Annotated in this window: 1 protein-coding gene; it reads right to left on the minus strand. The window is 66.3% G+C overall.

The window, feature by feature from the left end; genetic code table 11:
• Positions 1-511: AMP-binding protein (locus ACL03I_RS39500; RefSeq protein WP_412808671.1), on the minus strand; the 511-nt coding region annotated here is incomplete at both ends.

A 511-nucleotide genomic window follows, 5' to 3' on the forward strand; every position in this document is an offset into this window, starting at 1 on the left:
AGCGTGGCGGCGATGGTTGCCTCGGCCGGGCCGTATCCGTTGAGAATGTCCCGGTCGCCGCTCCAGCGTTCGACCAACTCGGCGCCGAGGCCTTCGCCACCGATCAGCAGACACCTCAAATCCGGTAGCGGCAGTCGGGTTCGGTCGAGGGTGGACAACACCGAAGGTGTGAGGAAAGCGTGGCTGACCCGCTGGCGAACGAGCAGTTCGCCCAGGTCGTCGCCGCCTTGGACGGAGCTGGGCGCGATGACCATGGCCGAACCCGCGCCGCTCAGCGCCGACAGCATTTCCAGTATCGCCAGATCGAAGCTCGGTGAAGCCGCGTGCAGTACCCGAGAAGCGGATTCGATACACGCGAGATCCCGGTGCTGGGCGACGCAGCTGGCGAGCCCTCGATGGGTGACCGCGACGCCTTTGGGCAGCCCGGTCGATCCGGAGGTGTAGATGACGTAGGCGATGTCGTCGACGCGCAGCGGGCGTACGCGGTCTTTGTCGGTGATGGGTGGCGTAC

Origin of the sequence: Nocardia sichangensis, from assembly GCF_047200615.1 — a bacterium.
Taxonomy (GTDB): domain Bacteria; phylum Actinomycetota; class Actinomycetes; order Mycobacteriales; family Mycobacteriaceae; genus Nocardia; species Nocardia sichangensis.